At 68.8% G+C, this 17885-nt stretch carries 18 protein-coding genes; 8 read left to right on the forward strand and 10 right to left on the reverse strand.

All coding sequences use genetic code 11. From position 1 onward, the window contains the following. Positions 1-340 precede the first annotated feature (340 nt). Positions 341-796 carry a hypothetical protein gene (locus tag ACFCYE_RS08840; protein WP_376177976.1) on the reverse strand — a complete coding sequence of 152 codons (456 nt, stop codon included), beginning with the start codon at positions 794-796 and terminating at the stop codon, positions 341-343. Between the two features lie 348 nt (positions 797-1144). On the opposite strand from ACFCYE_RS08840, the gene ACFCYE_RS08845 reads away from it, so the two are divergent. The 3 genes from ACFCYE_RS08845 to ACFCYE_RS08855 all read left to right on the forward strand — a co-directional run bounded on the left by ACFCYE_RS08845 (position 1145) and on the right by ACFCYE_RS08855 (position 3034). After that, positions 1145-1918, forward strand: coding sequence for a GNAT family N-acetyltransferase (locus ACFCYE_RS08845; RefSeq protein WP_376177977.1), 774 nt, complete (start codon positions 1145-1147; stop codon positions 1916-1918). Between the two features lie 8 nt (positions 1919-1926). Then, on the forward strand, positions 1927-2772 hold the full coding sequence (locus ACFCYE_RS08850; protein WP_376177979.1) for a GNAT family N-acetyltransferase: 846 nt from the start codon (positions 1927-1929) through the stop codon (positions 2770-2772). Positions 2773-2863: 91 nt separating this feature from the next. Then, positions 2864-3034 carry a hypothetical protein gene (locus tag ACFCYE_RS08855; RefSeq protein ID WP_376177981.1) on the forward strand — a complete coding sequence of 57 codons (171 nt, stop codon included), beginning with the start codon at positions 2864-2866 and terminating at the stop codon, positions 3032-3034. Here ACFCYE_RS08855 and ACFCYE_RS08860 read toward each other — a convergent pair. The 3 genes from ACFCYE_RS08860 to ACFCYE_RS08870 form a co-directional block, all read right to left on the reverse strand. Then, positions 3028-3849, reverse strand: coding sequence for a shikimate 5-dehydrogenase (locus tag ACFCYE_RS08860; protein WP_376177982.1), 822 nt, complete (start codon positions 3847-3849; stop codon positions 3028-3030). The genes ACFCYE_RS08855 and ACFCYE_RS08860 overlap by 7 nt on opposite strands. Before the next feature lie 39 nt (positions 3850-3888). Next, positions 3889-4983 (reverse strand): VIT1/CCC1 family protein, encoded by a 1095-nt coding sequence (locus tag ACFCYE_RS08865; protein ID WP_376177984.1) that lies wholly within the window; start codon positions 4981-4983, stop codon positions 3889-3891. Positions 4984-5105: 122 nt separating this feature from the next. After that, a complete protein-coding gene (locus ACFCYE_RS08870) occupies positions 5106-6851 on the reverse strand; it encodes a DEAD/DEAH box helicase (protein WP_376177986.1) in 1746 nt (581 codons plus the stop codon). Positions 6852-6977: 126 nt separating this feature from the next. Here ACFCYE_RS08870 and ACFCYE_RS08875 point away from each other — a divergent pair, with 126 nt between their 5' ends. The 3 genes from ACFCYE_RS08875 to ACFCYE_RS08885 all read left to right on the forward strand — a co-directional run bounded on the left by ACFCYE_RS08875 (position 6978) and on the right by ACFCYE_RS08885 (position 9548). After that, positions 6978-7805, forward strand: coding sequence for an SGNH/GDSL hydrolase family protein (locus ACFCYE_RS08875; RefSeq protein WP_376177988.1), 828 nt, complete (start codon positions 6978-6980; stop codon positions 7803-7805). Next, complete coding sequence (locus tag ACFCYE_RS08880) at positions 7783-8868, forward strand: endonuclease/exonuclease/phosphatase family protein (RefSeq protein ID WP_376177990.1); 1086 nt, start codon at positions 7783-7785, stop codon at positions 8866-8868. Before ACFCYE_RS08875 ends, ACFCYE_RS08880 begins: the two co-directional genes overlap by 23 nt. Positions 8869-8942: 74 nt before the next feature. Then, the gene (locus tag ACFCYE_RS08885) at positions 8943-9548 is read left to right on the forward strand and encodes a hypothetical protein (protein WP_376177992.1); all 606 of its coding nucleotides are present in this window, start codon (positions 8943-8945) and stop codon (positions 9546-9548) included. Between the two features lie 25 nt (positions 9549-9573). On the opposite strand, the gene ACFCYE_RS08890 is transcribed toward ACFCYE_RS08885, so the two are convergent. After that, a complete protein-coding gene (locus ACFCYE_RS08890) occupies positions 9574-10398 on the reverse strand; it encodes a TrmH family RNA methyltransferase (RefSeq protein ID WP_376177993.1) in 825 nt (274 codons plus the stop codon). Between the two features lie 98 nt (positions 10399-10496). Here ACFCYE_RS08890 and ACFCYE_RS08895 point away from each other — a divergent pair, with 98 nt between their 5' ends. Further along, a complete protein-coding gene (locus tag ACFCYE_RS08895; RefSeq protein WP_376178175.1) occupies positions 10497-11324 on the forward strand; it encodes a Sir2 family NAD-dependent protein deacetylase in 828 nt (275 codons plus the stop codon). Further along, positions 11321-11905 carry a histidine phosphatase family protein gene (locus tag ACFCYE_RS08900; RefSeq protein WP_376177995.1) on the forward strand — a complete coding sequence of 195 codons (585 nt, stop codon included), beginning with the start codon at positions 11321-11323 and terminating at the stop codon, positions 11903-11905. The genes ACFCYE_RS08895 and ACFCYE_RS08900 overlap by 4 nt, the downstream gene beginning before the upstream one ends. A gap of 7 nt (positions 11906-11912) precedes the next feature. On the opposite strand, the gene ACFCYE_RS08905 is transcribed toward ACFCYE_RS08900, so the two are convergent. The 5 genes from ACFCYE_RS08905 to ACFCYE_RS08925 are packed head-to-tail and all read right to left on the reverse strand — an operon-like array spanning position 11913 to position 17866. Beyond that, a complete protein-coding gene (locus ACFCYE_RS08905) occupies positions 11913-12728 on the reverse strand; it encodes an HpcH/HpaI aldolase/citrate lyase family protein (protein WP_376177997.1) in 816 nt (271 codons plus the stop codon). Next, positions 12725-13201: a MaoC family dehydratase gene (locus ACFCYE_RS08910; RefSeq protein ID WP_376177999.1), complete on the reverse strand. Its 477-nt coding sequence runs from the start codon at positions 13199-13201 to the stop codon at positions 12725-12727. Before ACFCYE_RS08910 ends, ACFCYE_RS08905 begins: the two co-directional genes overlap by 4 nt. Positions 13202-13210: 9 nt before the next feature. Next, entirely contained in the window at positions 13211-14359 is a 1149-nt protein-coding gene (locus ACFCYE_RS08915; protein WP_376178000.1) for an acyl-CoA dehydrogenase family protein, read from the reverse strand. Further along, complete coding sequence (locus ACFCYE_RS08920; RefSeq protein WP_376178001.1) at positions 14352-16313, reverse strand: biotin carboxylase N-terminal domain-containing protein; 1962 nt, start codon at positions 16311-16313, stop codon at positions 14352-14354. Before ACFCYE_RS08920 ends, ACFCYE_RS08915 begins: the two co-directional genes overlap by 8 nt. After that, positions 16313-17866, reverse strand: coding sequence for a carboxyl transferase domain-containing protein (locus tag ACFCYE_RS08925; protein ID WP_376178002.1), 1554 nt, complete (start codon positions 17864-17866; stop codon positions 16313-16315). The genes ACFCYE_RS08920 and ACFCYE_RS08925 overlap by 1 nt, the downstream gene beginning before the upstream one ends. Between the last annotated feature and the right edge of the window lie 19 nt (positions 17867-17885).

Raw genomic sequence — 17885 nt, forward strand, 5'->3', positions numbered from 1 at the left:
CAGGGATTATCCGGGGCCTTGATTGTTCTCATCTCCCGATCGATGCTCGGCGAACGGCTACGCGATCGAAGAAGCGCTCGCTCGCCTGCCTGCGGGTCGTCCGACTGAGTGATGTTCGACGGATGCCGACCGGGGATCTTCTCTGAAGCGCGGATCGATCGCGTCGGCGTCATTGCGATGACGACTCGCCGCTGTCCACGCGCGACCGCATCCACTACCGTCTGCGCGGCGAAGCGCTCGACACCGGCTCGTCGTCGGCGCCGAGCGCGCCGAGCACGCGACGCCGGCTGCGAGGCTGGCCCACAGTGCATCGACCGAGGCCGTGTTGACGACGGCGCCCTCATCCGCGTCGAGCAGCATCGGCAGGAACGCGCGCGTGCAGTAGCTGCTCGAGCGGTCGGAGGGGGAATCGCCCTGCTCTGAGGCGGGTCCGGAGCATATCGAGTTCATCCGACGGCAAAGCCATGGCGCGCTCTCGTGCCCGGGATTCGAAGTCCTCGAAGATCACCAGGAACGACTCGGAGCTGGACAGCTCGTGCCTGGCTCGATCAGCGATCACGCTCTGCTTCGCGACGTCGTCATCGCCGCCGGTCCTGAATTCCTGACGCTGGGCCGATGTGCGCGACCACAGACACAGCCACGGGCGCCCGTCATCGACCTCGTCCGCCACGATGTTCACGACGTCAGTCGAGTAGGCATCCGTGACCCAATGCGCCAGGGAGCGCAATCCGCTCGGGAAGACTTGCTCGCTCCGCAGCACCGCTGCGGTTGCCTCGTACCTGGCAGCGTCGTGCACGTGCACCACGTTAGCGTGCCGTCTGCGGCCTTCCCTCCGGTGATGAGGAGCGGCACAGCATCGTCGCGAGGACCTCGGCAGCGTCGAAGCCGCCGACCCTCAGGCCGCGAACCGAGGATTCGAGTTCCGGCGACAGGACTGACTCCTTCGTCGAACGCGTGTCGAAATGTCGATGAGCACCGACCGCATTCGGGCTCGCCTTCGATCCTGCGTCTCGTCTTCGGTGTCCAGCCATGGTGACTGCCGTCGATGTTTGCACCGACCGCCGAAGGCGACACGTTCGCCTCGGTGCAAGCTCAAGAACGAGGAGCCCTGTGGCCAGGGCGCCTCGGCGACTACGCTGTTGCGGTGGCCGATCTTCTCGCTGAGTACGACGCCCGGCTCCGCACCGAAGCCGAGATGCATGGTGCCGTCGAGGTCCGGCGCGCCGGCCCTCTGTGGATCGCCAGGTTCGACGGGGATCACCTCTTCGTCACCTATCGAGAACTGGATGACACATCGGCCCGCGTCGGCGAGGTGTCCGCAATCCTGGCCGCAGACACGACCGTTCGCACTGCGGAGTGGAAGACCCGCACCCACGACCGTGCTCCCGGCCTGGAGAGTGCGCTGACTGCGGCCGCCTTCGAACCGGACGAGCCGGAATCCGTGATGCTGGGTGAAGCGACGACCCTCGTCGACATGGATCCTCCGGCCGGCGTCACGGTGCGAAGGCTGACCACGCCGTCGGAGATCCGCGCAGCGCTCGACATGCAGGATGCCGTGTTCGGCGAGCCGTTCAAGGCCGAGAGCATGCTCGCCGCGATCCTTCGTCAGCAGACCGATGGCGAGTCGATCGAGGTCTGGGCGGCGGAGGCCGACGGCCGCATCGTCAGTGCCGGCCGGATAGACCGGATCCCCGGCACAGCGTTCGCGGGCATCTGGGGCGGAGCCACGCTTCCCGAATACCGAGGCCGCGGCATCTACCGGGCGCTCACCGCGGCCCGCGCCCGCTCGGCGGTCGCGCAGGGCGTGCGCTGGATCCATTCCGACTCGACGGAAGGTTCCCGGCCCATCCTCGAACGCGCAGGGCTCGTGAAGATCACCGAGACCGTGCCCTGGGTATGGCAGCGGAACGAGATCTGAGGCGGCGCATGAGCGACGCCAGCGACCCACGAGGCATCCCGGCTGTGCCCGCCGACGCCGACGACGCCGAACTCGTGCACGCCGTCGAACGCAACACTGCCGAGATGCTCCTCCGCATGGGCGACGCCGGCGGAGGTGTGCGGCGTGACGACGACGTGACCTGGACGATGGGCGGGTCGCCGCTCGACTATCACAATGCCGTCGTGGCAGCCCAGCTCCGCAGCGACACCGCCGACGGCGTCATCCTCGAAAGCCGCGACCGACTCGCAGCCGCCGGGCTGTCCGGCTCGTGGCACGTCGGCCCGTCCATGCGTCCGAAGGACCTTCGTGCGCGATTGGAGCGCGCGGGATTCGTGTCGGACGGAGAGGAACCGGGGATGGTCGCGAGCCTCGGCGGCCACAGACCCGGTGACGACCGCGTCCGGCCACCCTCAGACGTCACCATCGAGATCGTCCGCGATACGGCGCGCCTCGACGAATGGACTCACGCGCTGGGAAGCGGATTCGGCGAAGGACCTCGGGAAGCGGCGTGGGTCGGCGAGATGTTCCGCCGAATCGGTCTCGACCACCCCGATTGGCACCACCTTCTCGCTCGGCGCGACGACCGCGTCGTCGGTACGGCCACGGTGCTCGTCGCCAGCGGTGTCGGCGGTCTGTTCTTCGTGATGACCGTGCCCGACGCCAGGCGGCAGGGCATCGGCGCGGCGATCACTCGGGCCGCGATGCTCGTCGCACGCGACGCCGGCATGCACCATGCCGTCCTCACCTCGTCGACCGCGGGGCGTGCGCTGTACGAGTCCGTGGGATTTCGCCAGGTGTGCACCATCCGGCTTCACACCTGGCGTCCTCTCTAGGGATACCGACGGCAGTCGACACCGATGTCAAGGGGTTCGAACGCGCGTCCACGCGCACGTAGTCTTCGGACACCGACGAGAGGATGAACTCATGAGCGATCCGCAGAACACGCAGGGCGTGCCCGGCGAGGACGAAGAGGCCGACACCGCGTCAGGCGGTGCTCCGGAGCGTGTCGACGGCACGTCCCCGGATGACGAGGAGGCGACCGGCTCAGATGACGACGCCGACGACGCCGACGACGGCGACGCGCAAGGTCACTGACCCGCCCGCATGAATTCCTCGGCCGCGCGAACCTGCTCGTCCGACGGTCGAATACCGGTGTAGAGGACGAACTGCTCCAGCGCCTGGAGCGTCGCCACCTCGGAGCCGCTGATGACCGTCTTGCCGGCCGCGCGCCCCGTGGAGACGAGCGGCGTCTCAGCGGGAAGCGCCACCACGTCGAACACGACGGACGCCGATCCGATGGTCGGCTCGGGGAACGACAGCGTGTGCTCGTCCGGACCACCGGCCATGCCGATCGGGGTGACATTCACGATGATGTGCGCCGTGTGTCCGCCCAGCTCCGGGATCCATGCGAAGCCGTACAGCTCGGCGAGTGCACGGCCGACCTTCTCGTTGCGCGCCACGATCGCGACGTCGCGGAAGCCGGCGTCGCGGAAGGCGGCCGCGGTCGCCTTCGCCATGCCGCCGGATCCGCGCAGCAGAACCGAGGATGCCGGATCCAGTCCATTGCGCTCGATGAGCTGTGCGATCGCCGAATAGTCGGTGTTGTGGGCCGTGAGCACGCCGTCTTCGTTCACGATCGTGTTCACGGAATCGATCGCGGTCGCTGACGGATCCATGCGGTCCACGAGGGAGATCACATCTTCTTTGTACGGCATCGAGATCGCGCATCCGCGGATGCCGAGCCCCCGCACGCCGGCGATGGCCTGAGCGAGATCGGTCGGGGCGAACGCCTTGTAGATCCAGTTCAACCCGAGCGCCTCGTAGAGGTGGTTGTGGAAGCGCGTGCCGTTGTTGCTCGGCCTCGCCGACAGCGAGATGCACAGCGTCATGTCCTTGTTCAGCATGGTCACTGCAACAGGTTACGCCGCGCGAGAGCTCGCGCCGAGCGGTCAGACCGCGCCGACGCCGAACAACAGCCCCAGCAGGTACGTGATGGCGGCCGCCCCGAAGCCGATGGCCAGCTGACGAAGCGCCCGGCGCAGCGGCGGACCGCCGGACAGAATGCCGACCATGGCGCCGGTGGACAGCAGCGCGATGCCTACCAGGATGAGAGCGACCACGACGGCGGTCGCGCCCTGCAGCCCGAAGATCCACGGCAGCACAGGGATGATCGCTCCCGAGGCGAACAGCAGGAAGCTGGACACCGCTGCCGTCCAGTCGCTGCCGACGATCTCGTGGTCGGCGCCCGGCGTCCGGATCGGCCCCGTGGATGCCGCACGCACGCCGGCCTGCGCGGCTGTGACGATCCGGTGGGCCCTTCGCAGAGCCTCGGCCTCGTCCATCCCTCGCGCTCGGTAGACCAGCGCCAGCTCGTTCTCGTCGATGTCGAGATCCGCCGCGGAGTCGTGCGCGTCGTCGTTCGCCTCGGTCGATGCCAGCAGCTCCCGCTGCGAGCGGACGGAGACGAACTCGCCCGCGCCCATCGACAGCGCACCCGCCAGGAGCCCTGCGATGCCGCTGAAGAGGACGAAGCTCGAGCTCACCCCCGTCGCGCCGATGCCGAGCACCAGCGCCAGGTTGCTCACAAGCCCGTCGTTCGCGCCGAAGACGGCCGCGCGGAAAGAGCCGGACAACCGACGACGTCCCCGGGCGGCGAGCCCGCGAACGACCTCGTAGTGGACCTTCTCGTCCGCCCGCATCGCCGGTGTGGCGTACTGCTCGGTGTCGTACGGTGACCGCGCCTCGGCGCTCTGCGCGAGCGCGAGGACGAAGATCGACCCGAATCGCCCGGCCATCCAACCGAGCATGCGGGAGCGGATGCCGGCATGAGGAAGCTTCTTCGGCTCTCCGCCGAGCAGGTCGAGCCAGTGCTGCTCGTGTCGCCGCTCGGCGTCGGCAAGGCTCAGGAGGATGTCTCGCTCCTCGCCCGTCCGGCGACCGGCGAGCTTCTGGTACACCATCCCCTCGGCGCGCTCCTCCACGAGATACCGGGCCCAACGGCGGCGGTCTGCGGGCGTCGGCTCGGCGGAAACGGGCGCGCTCATCGGATCTCCTGATTCGGTGGGTGGGATGCTTCAACGCTATCGACGCTGCGCCGGCCGACCCGTCGAAATCCGCGGATTGACAGCATTTCGGGGCCCCGAACGTCCGACGAGCTCGATGCGGGTCAGCGGCTCTTGACGCGTTTGCGCAGCACGTCGATCCGCGCTTGCAGCTGAGTCACTGTCGCCTGCGCGACGGCCGGACCGCCGCATATCCTGCGCAGCTCGGCATGCACAGCACCGTGCGGCTCACCGGCCTGACGTGCGTACAGGCCCACGAGACTGTTCAGGAGCTGGCGCTGCTCACGCAGAGTCCGGTGCAGGGGCGCCGGCAGTGTCGTCACCGCTTCCGGTCCCTGCTCGGCCTCGCGCGCCTCGCGCAGCTTCGATTGCCGTGCCGTTCGCTGCATGAGCAGTTCATGCACGTGCTCCGGCTCGAGGAGTCCGGGAATCCCGATGAATTCCTCCTCTTCCGGCGTCCCCGGCTCGGCCAGCTGCCCGAAATCCTTGCCTTCGAACACGACCCGGTCGAAGTGCGCCAGCGAAGAGATCGCCTGATAGCTGAACTCCTGCGTCAGGGCATCCGACGCGTCGTCCTCGCGGTTCGCGCTCTCGAGCAGCGAGTCCTCGAGCCCGTCGTCGTCCTTCGACTGCCGATCCAGCGCATGATCGCGCTGCTTCTCGAGCTCGTTCGCAAGCCCCATGAGCACCGGCACATTCGGCAGGAAGACGCTCGCGGCCTCACCACGGCGCCGCGCGCGCACGAAACGACCGATCGCCTGCGCGAAGAACAGCGGCGTGGACGATGATGTCGCGTAGACCCCCACCGCCAGCCTCGGCACGTCGACGCCTTCGGAGACCATCCGCACCGCGACCATCCAGCGCGAATCGTTCTGGCTGAACTTCTCGATCCGCTCCGAGGCCGCCGCGTCGTCGGAGAGGACGATGGTGGGCTGTTGCCGCGTGATGCCGTGCAGGATCTTGGCGTATGCGCGCGCGACGGTCTGGTCGGTGGCGAGCACCAGTCCTCCGGCGTCCGGGACGTGGTGGCGGATCTCGGTCAGCCGTCGATCGGCGGCGGACAGCACCGCGGGCATCCACTCCCCCTCGGGATCCAGCGCCGTCCGCCAGGCCTGCGAGTTCACGTCCTTCGTGTTGTCCTGGCCCAGGTGCGCCTCGAGCTCATCGCCGGCGCTGGTGCGCCAGCGCATCTTGCCGGAGTACATGTGGAACAGCACGGGTCGCACGACGCCATCCGCGAGAGCCCGGCCGTAGCCGTATGCGTAGTCGGTGCTCGAGATGCGTGAGCCCGACTCGTCCGGCAGGTATTCGACGAAAGGGATCGGGGCGGTATCGCTGCGGAACGGAGTTCCGGAGAGCAGCAGGCGCCGCTTCGCCGGCCCGTAGGCATCCCGGATCGCGTCACCCCAGCTGAGCGCGTCGCCGCCGTGATGGACCTCATCCAGGATGACGAGCGTGTTCGCATCCTCCGTGAGGTGCCGGTGCACGGAGGATTTGGCCGCGACCTGCGCATACGTCACGACGACGCCGTGGTAGTGGGATGCCGGGGCCCAGTGGCTGTTGCGGAAACGCGGATCGAGGCGGATGTGCACGCGAGCCGCGGCGTCCGCCCACTGCGTCTTGAGGTGCTCGGTCGGTGCGACCACGATGATGCGGTTCACCTCGCCCATGCGCAGAAGCTCGACCGCGAGTGTCAGCGCGAACGTGGTCTTGCCTGCACCGGGCGTCGCCGCGACGAGGAAGTCGCGCTTGTCGTCGTGGAAGTACTGCTCGAGCGCTTCCTGCTGCCAGGCCCTCAGCTTGTTCGCGGTACCCCAAGGCGCACGCTGAGGGAAGGACGGAGAGAGCATCGCCTCCACGATAATCGCTCCCGCGGACACCGGATGCCAGACGCTCCCGTCTGCGCGCATCGGCGGGTAGGCTCGTTGGTTGCGGGGCCGCGATCCCTGGCTTCGCGAGCTTCTGAGGAGAATGCGATGACCGATCTGGAATCATCCCGGACCCCCTTCATACCGAACGAGGGACCGCACCCGTGGCGTCGCTTCGTCGCCGTCGGAGACTCGTTCACCGAGGGCATCGGCGATCCGGACCCTGCTGCCCCTGGCGGGCACCGAGGCTGGGCCGACCGGGTCGCCGAAGTCCTCTCGCGGCAGGTCGACGACTTCGCCTACGCGAACCTCGCCGTCCGAGGCAAGCTGATCGCCCAGATCGTCGCCGATCAGATCGAGCCGGCCGTGGCGCTGCACCCCGACCTCGTATCGATCTGCGCCGGAGGCAACGATGTGATCCGACCGGGAACAGATCCGGACGCGATCGCGGTCCAGCTCGAAGACGCCGTCACGCGACTGGCCTCGACCGGCGCCGCCATCGTCGTGTTCACCGGCATCGACACCGGCTTCACGCCGGTGTTCCGACGGTTCCGTGGCAAGGTCGCGATCTACAACGAGAACGTGCGCGCGATCGCGGAACGGCATGACTGCATCGTCGCCGACCAGTGGGCGCTGAAGACCGTGCAGGATCCGCGCTTCTTCGACGACGACCGCCTGCATTACAACGCGCTCGGCCACCATGAGGTGGCTCGGATGGTGCTGCGCGCTCTGAACGTGGCGAACGACCTTCAGGCCATGCAGCCCGACCCGCTGCCGCTGCGCACATGGCGCGAGGCGCGCTCCGAAGACCTCGGCTGGGCGCGCGAGCACCTCATGCCGTGGGTCCTGCGGCGCCTGCGCCACCAGTCCTCCGGTGATGACGTCGCCGCCAAGCGGCCCGATGCCGTGCCGTATGAGATCCGCGCGGCCGAATAGCTCCGCGGAGACCGACAGGGACCTCACCGACAGCTCCCTCGCCGAGCGCACGCCGTCCACGAGGCACGGCCTGCGTCTCACCGGCTTCCTCCTGACGCTTCTGCTCGGCATCCCCGTGCTGCTGCTCCTCGCGTGGCCGCAGGCCCTCGGGGCCCAGCGCGCCCCGGTGATCGCACAGCTCATCGCCTTCCGGGCGCCGCTCGCGCTCGGACTCGCCGTTCTCGCGATCACCGCCGCCGTCATCGCTCGGCTCAGACGGCGATGGGCCGTCGCAGCGGCGGTGGCGCTCGTTCTGGCGTCCACGGCCGTCCTCAACGGGGCCGTGCTGATGCACAGAGGGGGTGACGCGAGCGGCAAGCTGCCCGAGGGCGATCTGACCGTACTCGTCTGGAACACTCAGGGTGGAGCGGCACCGCCCGCAGATGTGGCCGACCTCGTCGTCGAGGTGGGCGCTGACATCGTCAGCCTGCCGGAGACGGACGCGGAAGCGACCGCTGAGATCGTCCGGCTCCTGGCTGCGCGCGCAGTGCGGATGACGCCGGGCACTGTGCACTCGAACAACGAGTACTCGTGGATCCCCACCTCGGTGCTGATCGCCGAAGAACTCGGCGAGTACAGCCCCGATCCGGACGCCGGGTCGACGCCAGGGCTGCCGAGCGGAGTGTGGCGCCCCGTGGACGGAGAAGGCCCCACGATCGTCGCGGCTCACACATCGCCTCCTCTGCCCGGGAGCATGGACGACTGGGATGCCGGGCTGCGCTGGATCGCCGACGCGTGCGACGCGACCGATACGATCGTCGCCGGCGATCTCAACGCCACAGTCGATCATCTGGCCGGGCTCGGAGTCGACGACGCACTTGTCGGGCGCTGCGATGACGCGCCGACCGGCACGACGGCCGGCCCCGCGGGGACCTGGCCGGCCGATGCACCGGCGTGGATCGGCGCGCGCATCGATCACGTACTGGTCGGCAGGTCCTGGACCGTGCGTCGCACGACGACCGTCCCCTCGACAGACGGCGGCAGCGATCACCGGGCGGTCGTCGCCGTCCTGGACGCGCGCTGACGAGATCGCCTCGGATGTTCCTGTGATCGGGAGCGCGGCGACCCGGAGCACTCTCTCCGGCAGGAGGTCGTGTGATGGGCAGGTGGCGGTGGCTCTGGCTTCCCGGCGTGTTCCCCGATCGGGACACGGCCAGGTGGGCGGCCAGCGCGAAGACGCAGAAGACCAGGGCGCGAATCCGGCGGTGGTCACGGGCGGAGAACATCAGCATGCTGGTGACTCTGTTCGGCGTCGTGCTCCTGGCGATCGCGCCTTTCGCGACCGTCGCGCTGCTCATCGTGCTCGGGATGGCCGGTATCGAACGCACGGACATCTACTGGTGGATATGGGGATCGAGTGCCGGCCTGTCGATCGGCGGAGCGATCGCGGGGACGATCAGCAGCGAGCAACTGGACAAGGCACGCTACGCCGACGGGCATGAGTCGATCGGGACGGTCGACCGTGTGATCGAGCATCCTGGCAGCGGCGATGATCAGACCTGGTATCAGGTGGACATCAGCGCCGAGCAGCAGCGCGGCGCCGTCCTGCGTCGAACGCTGCACTGGCCCGATGACGGGAACGACCCTCATCGACTGATCGGCGGCCCCATCCGATTCCGGCACAACACGCTCGACCCCGACGACCTGCGGGATTACGGGTACGAAGGGATTCCCGGCGCAGACGGGCGCCGAGGACTCTCATGACCGCTCGGGCAGCCAGTTTGGGCCGTCAGCGCGTCGCGTAGAACGCCACCGCCGACGAAGCAGCGACGTTCAGCGAGTCGACGCCGCCCGTCATCGGGATCGTTACACGGCGATCCACGACTTCCTCGGTGCCCTGCTTCAGACCATGTCCTTCACTGCCGAACACGAGCGCCATGCGCTCGTGTCCTTCCTCGACCAGTTCGTCGAGCGTGATCGCGCCCTCGCCCAGCGTCATGCCGGCGACGATGAATCCCGAGTCCCTGAGTTCGTCGATCCCGCCGGGCCAGTCTTCGATCCGCGTCCACGGCACCTGGAAGACCGTGCCCATCGATACACGCACCGAGCGCCGGTAGAGCGGGTCCGCGCAATTGGGAGTGACGAGGACCGCGTCCACGCCCATCGCGGCCGCTGACCGGAAGCACGCGCCCACGTTCGTATGATCGAGCAGCCCTTCCAGGATCGCGATGCGGGAGCGCTTCGGATCGGACCGATCCGGCGCGATCCGCTCGATGATCTCCCCCAGCGACGCGAGCACCGGCCGATGCATGGCGGCCAGCGCCCCTCGGTGCACGGCATACCCTGTGACCTGCTCTGCCACCTCGTCCGGGACGAGATAGACCGGCACGTCGCGATCACCGAGCATCGCCGCGATGCCGGCGACCCAGCGACGCTGCGTCATCACCGAGCGCGGCTCGTGCCCTGCGACGCACGCGCGCTCGATCACCTTGGCCGATTCGGCGATGTAGAGACCGCGGGCCGGCTCCTGCACCCGTCGCAGTGCCGTGTCCGTGAGGTTCCGGTAGTCGTCGAGCCGCGGGTCGTCGGCGTCGGTCACGTGCTGGAGGTCCACTCGTCCACTCTGCCATCTCGTGCACGCGTGTCAGGCGGTGGCCTCCTCTCCGCCCGGCACGCTTTAGACTCGCTCAGGGAGGTTCCGTGAGCGTGACGATGACTGCCGATCTGGCCGACGGCGTCGCGCGCACCGTGGAACTGCTGCAGGGCAAGCGCATCGCGCTGCTCACCGGAGCCGGGATCTCGACCGATTCCGGCATCCCCGCCTACCGCGGCGAGGGCGCCCCCGTGCGCTCCGACCCGATGACCGCGCAACGCTATCTCGCCGACGAAGCAGCTCGCCGCCGCTACTGGATCGGCGGGCATCTCGGTTGGCGGGCATTCGCACAGGCGGCGCCGAACGCTGGTCACGTGGCGCTCGCCGAGATGGAGCGCGACGGGGTCGTCAGCGGAGTCATCACGCAGAACGTCGACGGGTTGCACCTGCGCGCCGGCAGCTCGCACGTCATCGAGGTGCACGGCACGATGCGCCGTGTCCTGTGCCTGCGGTGCGGGCAGGTCTTCGACCGGCGCGACGTGGCCTCGCAGATCGAGAAGCGGAATCCGTGGATCACGATCCCCGAGAACATCCCGCTGAACCCGGATGGAGATGTGACCCCCGAGACGGCCGACGGTTTCATCGTGCCGTCCTGCACGGTCTGCGATGGGATGCTCAAGCCCGACGTCGTCTTCTTCGGCGAGTACGTCCCTGCTGATCGCTTCCGCGCTGCCGAATCGATGCTGCGGGCCAGCTCCGCGATGATCGTCGCCGGTTCGTCCCTCGTCGTGAACTCCGGCGTCCGCCTCGTCGAGCGCGCCAGACGCCGCGGCATCCCCCTCGTCATCATCAATCGCGAACCGACCAGGGCGGATGCCTGGGCGGATGTGACGCTCACGGGCGGAACGAGCGAGATCATCCCCGCGATCCAGGAGCAGTTGACGTGACCCTCATCACCCTCGTCCGACACGGCCAGACCGACTGGAATCTCGACCGCCGCATCCAGGGCTCGACGGACATCCCGTTGAACGAGACCGGCCGAGGACACGCGCGGGAGGCCGCCGCCGCGTTGGCGGGCGGATCTCACCACGCGATCTATGCCAGCCCGCTCGTGCGCGCGCACGAGACGGCGCGGATCATCGCCCGCGAGATCGGCCTGGGCGAGCCGGAACTCGTCGCCGATCTGCGCGAGCGCGAGTTCGGCGAAGCGGAGGGAATGCTGGTCGCCGACTACATCGAGAAATACGGCGACTGGCACGCCGACGTCCCGGGCGCCGAGACCTTCGCGCAGGTGCGGGACCGTGCCCTGAGTGCCCTGGATGTCATCGCCAGGGACTCACGTCGTCGCTCGGCTCCCGTGGCCGAGTCGGTCATCGTCGTCGCCCACGGCGGCGTGATCCGTTCGCTGCTCGACCACGCGTCCGGCGGGACGATGCCGCTGGTGGGCGTGCCGCTGGCCAATGGGTCGGTCCATCGGTTCGAAGCCTCGCCCGACGTACTGCGGCTCCTGGAGACCGTCGAGGTCTGAGCGGCGCTCAGGTGCTCTGCTGCGCGCGGCGCAGCACGCTGCGCGCATGCCGCAGCACCGGCTCGTCGATCATCCGGCCCTCGAAACGGAACACGCCGCGTTCGCCGACAGCCGCCGCGATCACGCCCTCGGCCCAGGAGACGGCACCCGCATCGGGCCGGTACGCCTCGCGGATCACCGCCACCTGACCGGGGTGGATGCATGCCGTGGCCGAGAAACCGCTGGCCGCGGCATCCGTCGCCTCGGCCGTCAGCCCTTCGAGATCGTCGATCGCGATGTGAACCGCGTCGACCGCGGCCTTCCCGCGCGCGCCCGCCTCGAGCAGGACGCGCGAGCGGGCGAATCGCGCGACGTCCCGATACCGTCCGTCCTGTCCTCGACTCGACGTACCGCCGAGCGATGCCACCAAGTCCTCGGCTCCCCACATGAGCCCCACCACGCGCTCATGATCCGCCAGCCGATCGGCCGTCGCCACTCCGCGCGCCGTCTCGCACAGCGCAATGAGCGAGAACCGCGGATCGAAAGCGTCCAGCGCCGCCGGGTCCTCGGCCTTCGCGACCATCACGGTGCGGAAGTCCGTCTGCGACAGCGTCGCCAGATCGCTCGCGAACTCCGCCGAATCCGCCGCGTTGACCCGGACGATCACCCGGTCCGGATCCAGATGCGCGTCGATGAGGTTCTCTCGTGCCGCCGCCTTGTCCGCGGGCGCGACGGCGTCCTCGAGATCGAGGATGACGGCATCCGCGCGGTCGAGCGCCTTCGCGAAGCGCTCTGGCCGATCGGCGGGGCAGAACAACAGCGCGGGTCCGAGGTCGAACGTCATCCTTCTCCCTCCGGACGACACTGCACGAGCACCGTGCGCGTCGCCGTCGCGACGACCTCGTCTTCCTGATTCCGGCCGGTGTGCGCGATCGTGCAGATGCCCTGCCCCGGCCGTGAGGACGACAGCCGCTTGTCCGTCACGACGCTCTCGGTGTAGAGAGTGTCACCGGCGAACAGCGGCCGTGGAAAGCGGATGTCGCCCAGACCGAGCTGCGCCACGAGAGTCCCCTGCGTCAGCTGCGCGACCGAGGAGCCGACCATGGTCGACAGCGTCCACATCGAGTTCATCAGCGGACGGCCGAACTCCTGGGTGGCGGCATACGCGGCATCCAGATGCAGCGCCTGCGTGTTCATGGTGAGCGTGGTGAACAGCACGTTGTCCGCCTCGGTCGCGGTACGACCCGGCCGATGCAGGTACGTCGCGTCGAGGTCGAACTCCTCGTAGTACAGCCCTCGCTGCACGATCACGGTCATGGCTCCACGCTACCCGGCGACGCCGAGCGCCCTGGCGATCACGAGCAGCTGCACCTCGGTCGTGCCCTCGCCGATCTCGAGGATCTTCGAGTCGCGGTAGTGCCTGGCGACCGGGAACTCGTCCATGAAGCCGTTGCCGCCGAAGATCTGCGTGGCATCGCGTGCGTTGTCCATCGCGGCCTCGCCCGCGACCAGCTTTGCGATGGCCGCCTCTTCGCCGAACGACTTGCCGGCGTCGCGGAGCCGCGCGGCGTGATGCCAGGCCAGCCGCGCGGTGTGCACCCGTGCCCGCATGCGGGCCAGCGTGAACTGGGCGTTCTGGCGCGTGCTGAGTGCGGCGCCGAACACCGTGCGGCTGCGGGCGTACGCGGTCGCCTGCTCGAGGCATCCCTCCGCGGCACCGGTGGAGAGGGCGGCGATCGCGACCCGCCCCTCGTCGAGGATGCTGAGGAAGTTCGCGAAACCGCGCCCTTCTTCGCCGAGCAGGTTCCCCTCCGGCACGCGGACGTCGGCGAGGGTCAGCGGATGAGTGTCCGATGCGCGCCATCCGAGCTTGTCGTATGCAGGCTCGACCGTGAAACCGGGCGTACCGTTCGGGACGATGATCGTCGAGATCTGCTTGCGACCGTCGCGTTCACCGGTGACGGCCGTCACAGTGACGAACTTCGTGATCGGCGTGCCGGAGTTCGTGATGAACTGCTTCGCACCGTTGATCACCCATTCGCCGCCGTCGCGCCGCGCGGTCGTGCGGGTCGCGCCGGCATCACTGCCCGCCTCCGGCTCGGTGAGCCCGAAGCCGGCGAGAGCGCGACCGCTGAGGAGGTCCGGCAGCAATTCGTCGCGCTGCGCGTCGGTTCCGAATCGGAAGACCGGCATCGCTCCGAGGCTGACACCGGCTTCGAGCGTGATGGCGATCGACTGGTCGACCCGCCCGAGCGCCTCGATCGCGATGCCAAGCGCCATCAGATCGCCGCCCTGGCCGCCGACCTCCTCCGGGAAGGGCAGTCCGAACAGCCCCAACTCCCCCATCTGCCGGACGACGTCCATGTTCAGGGTGTGCGTCCGGTCGGCCTCGTACGACTGCGGCGCGACGACGGTGTCGGCGAAATCGCGCACCATCGCGGCGAGTTCGCGCTCTTCTTCGGTCAGGTCAGTCATGGCTCTCCTCCGCCTCGACGCGCGCGACCGGTTGGTCGCGTCGCACCTGGTCGCCCTGTGCGACCAGGAGGTGCACCGTGCCGTCATGCGGCGCGAGCACCGGATGCTCCATCTTCATCGCCTCGATCGAGACGATCACCTGTCCTGCGTTCACCCGCGCCCCGTCGGAGACGTGCACCGCGACGACGCTGCCGGGCATGGACGCGCGGGCCTCCGGGTGCGTCGCGGCCGTCTCGGGATGCTGTGCCGCCAGACGCCGCTGCATCACCTGCCGCCGACTGAGTGGGCGCACGCGGGTGGTGCGCCCCGCCTCGGTGACCCAGACGGCGCCGTCCGCGGCGATCGCCGTGGGAATGCGAGTCGCCGGCCGAGAGGGCGCGGACCCGCCCGTCGCGGCGGACGGCGTTGCGGAGACCACGTCCCCGTCATCGGTCAGGAACGAGCCCGTGTCGCCCGCGGAATCCGTCCCGCTCAGGCGCCATCCGCCCAGCGCGGCCCACGCCGAGCCAGCGCGGGACGTGCTCTGCGGGGCGAGACCTGAGCTCGTCGCCGCGGTCTCACCCCGCAGAGCACATCTCGCGGCGTCCAGCATGGCCCGCGATGGCGGTGCGGCGGGGAACGGCAGCAGAGTCTCGATGAGACCGGTGTCCAGGTCACCGGCGACGACACGCTCGTCGCTGCACAGCGCCCGGAGGAACGCGACATTGGTCTCGACACCGAGAACGATCGTCCTCGAGAGCGCGCCGTCGAGTCGCTCGAGGGCCGCGGCACGGTCGGTACCGTGCGCGATGACCTTCGCGATCATCGGATCGTAGTAACCGCTGATCTCGGAGCCGCTCCCGATCGCGGCGTCCACGCGCACGCCCTGCGGCGCAGCGAAGCGCAGCACCGTTCCCGTCGAAGGCAGGAACCCGCGTTCCGGCGACTCTGCGTATACCCGCGCCTCGATCGCGTGCCCGCTCGCGTGGGGGATCTCCGGCAGTGGCTCCCCCGCCGAGACGCGCAGTTGCAGTTCGACCAGATCCAGTCCGGTGACCGCCTCCGTCACCGGATGCTCCACCTGCAGGCGCGTGTTCATCTCGATGAAGAACACCTCGTCCGAGGCATCCGCGTCGATCAGGAACTCGACCGTCCCGGCCCCGACGTAATCGACGCTCGCGGCGACGCGTACCGCTTCGCCCCAGAGCCGGTCGCGCAGTGCGTCGGAGATGCCGGGCGCCGGCGCCTCCTCGATGACCTTCTGATGCCGGCGCTGCAGCGTGCACTCGCGCTCGCCGATCGCGACGGTGTTCCCGTGCGTGTCGCCGAACACCTGGACCTCGATGTGGCGTGGACGGCCGATCAGTCGCTCCAGGATGAGCGCGTCGTCGCCGAAGGATGCCGCAGCCACCCGCCGCGCCGAGCTGAGAGCGGGCGCGAGACCAGCCGCATCCCGCACGATCTCCATCCCCTTTCCTCCGCCACCGGCACTGGGCTTCACGAGGAGGGGGTATCCGATGTCGGACGCGCGATCCGCGATCTCGGCATCGGAGAGACCCGCGGCGTCGAACCCCGGGACCACCGGGACACCGCGCTGCGAGACATGCGCCCGCGATCGGGCCTTGTCCCCCATGATCTCCAGTGCGTCGACGCCCGGACCGATGAACACCAGCCCGGCCGACGCACACGCCCGAGCGAGAGCGACGCTCTCGGAGAGAAAACCGTACCCCGGGTGGATGGCCTCGGCCCCGCTCTCGCGTGCGGCATCGATGATCGCATCCACACGCAGATACGACTCCCCTGCCGGCGAAGCGCCGATCCAGACGGCATCATCCGCCTCTCGGACGTGGGGAGACGCGGCATCCGCATCGGAGTACACCGCGACGCTGCGGATGCCGAGCGCGCGAAGCGTCCGGATGACGCGGCGGGCGATCTCTCCGCGGTTGGCGATCAGCACTGACGAGTACACGGGCATCACATCCGGAAGACGCCGAAGCCCGGCGCGGGCAGTGGAGTAAGGGCGACGACATCGAGAGCGAGGCCGAGCAGGTCGCGGGTGCGGTCAGGGTCGACGATGCCGTCATCCCAGAGCCGGGCGGTCGCGTAGTACGGCTCCCCCTGGCTGTCGTACTGCGCGCGGATGGGCTCCTCGAACGCCGTCCGTTCGTCTGCGGTCCACGAGTCTCCTCGTGCGGTGAGCTGATCCTCTTTGACGGTCGCGAGCACGGATGCCGCCTGATTGCCGCCCATGACCGAGATGCGGCTGGCCGGCCAGGTCCACAGGAATCGCGGCGAGTACGCGCGCCCGCACATCGAGTAGTTGCCTGCGCCGAAGGACCCGCCGATGATGACGGTGAGCTTCGGAACGCGGGTGGTGGCGACAGCGGTGACCATCTTCGCGCCGTCCTTCGCGATGCCCCCGGCCTCGGCCTCCGAGCCGACCATGAAGCCGGTGATGTTCTGGAGGAAGAGCAGCGGGATGCCGCGCTGGTCGCACAGCTCGATGAAATGGGCGCCCTTGAGCGCCGATTCGCTGAACAGCACCCCGTTGTTCGCGACGATGCCGACGGGATGCCCGTGCAGCCGCGCGAACCCGGTGATCAGGGTCGTACCGTATTCGGGTTTGAACTCCAACCAGGATCCGCCGTCGATGAGCCGCACGATGACCTCGTGCACGTCGTAGGCCGCGTTCACATCCACCGGAACGACGTCGTAGAGGCTTCCGCTCTCTTCCGGCGCGACCGTCTCGATGGTGTCCCATGCCGGCGTCTGCGCGGCCGGCAGCGTCGAGACGATGTCTCTGAGGATCTCGAGCGCATGCTCATCGTCTTCGGCGAGGTGATCGACGACACCCGAGCGACGGGCGTGCAGCTCTCCTCCGCCGAGGTCCTCGGCGGAGACGATCTCGCCGATGGCGGCCTTCACGAGAGGCGGACCACCGAGGAAGATGGTCCCCTGGCCGCGCACGATCACGGTCTCGTCGCTCATGGCCGGCACGTAGGCGCCGCCTGCCGTGCACGAGCCGAGCACCGCCGCCAGCTGCGGGATGCCGGCGGCGGAGAGCCGGGCCTGGTTGAAGAAGATCCGACCGAAGTGGTCGCGGTCCGGGAACACCTCGTCCTGTTTCGGCAGGAAGGCGCCCCCCGAGTCGACGAGATAGAGGCACGGAAGACGATTCTCCAGCGCGATCTCCTGGGCCCGCAGATGCTTCTTGACCGTCATCGGCAGATAGCTGCCGCCCTTGACCGTCGCGTCGTTGCACACCACCATGACGTGCCGACCGTGCACGAGTCCGACCCCGGCGATGACGCCTGCTCCTGGTACCTCGGCGTCGTACAGACCGTGGGCTGCGAGCGGTGCGACCTCCAGGAACGGGCTGCCCTCGTCCAGCAGCCGCGCGACCCGATCCCGCGGCAGCAGCTTGCCCCGTTCGACATGACGGCGCCGAGAGGCCTCCGGTCCGCCGAGAGCGGCCTCGGCGAGTCTGTCGCGCAGGCGCTCGGCCAGCTCGCGCTGCGTCTCTGACATCGTGACGTCCTCCTCGACA

It is taken from the genome of Microbacterium sp. NPDC056234, assembly GCF_042267585.1.
Classification (GTDB): Bacteria; Actinomycetota; Actinomycetes; order Actinomycetales; family Microbacteriaceae; genus Microbacterium.